Below are 547 nucleotides of genomic sequence, written 5' to 3'. Positions count from 1 at the left end.
ATAAGTAGTTCCTGAAATCGTCCCTCCTCCTGAAACAACTGACCAGGTACCACCTGAAGGTGTAGCTGATAAGGATTTGGTACTGTTCTCACAAATAGCCGCTGTGCTTGTTGTATTAGTCGCCGTTCCTGAAAATACATTAACAGTAAATGTGACGTCTGAAGTTGTAGCTGGACAGGATCCATTGGCTGCAACGGTATAACGCACTGTTACCGAAGTATCCGCAGAAACATCTGCCGGTGTATAAGTAGTTCCTGAAATCGTCCCACCTCCTGAAACAACTGACCAGGTACCACTTGCAGGTGTAGCTGATAAGGATTTGGTACTGTTCTCACAAATAGCCGCTGTGCTTGTTGTATTAGTCGCCGTTCCTGAAAATACATTAACAGTAAATGCGACGTCTGAAGTTGTCGCTGGACAGGATCCATTGGCTGCAACAGTATAACGAACTGTTACCGAAGTATCCGCAGAAACATCTGCCGGTGTATAAGTAGTTCCTGAAATCGTCCCTCCTCCTGAAACAACTGACCAGGTACCACCTGAAGGT

The 547-nt window shown here is 45.9% G+C and carries 1 pseudogene; it reads right to left on the bottom strand.

Annotated elements, in window-relative coordinates:
• Positions 1–547 (bottom strand): annotated as a pseudogene (locus FLA105534_RS00015) (hypothetical protein); the annotation flags it as partial.

Origin of the sequence: Flavobacterium collinsii, assembly GCF_902804485.1 — a bacterium.
Lineage (GTDB): Bacteria > Bacteroidota > Bacteroidia > Flavobacteriales > Flavobacteriaceae > Flavobacterium > Flavobacterium collinsii.
The sequence above is the reverse complement of the archived record's forward strand: the minus strand, read 5'-3'. Positions and strand labels throughout refer to the sequence as shown.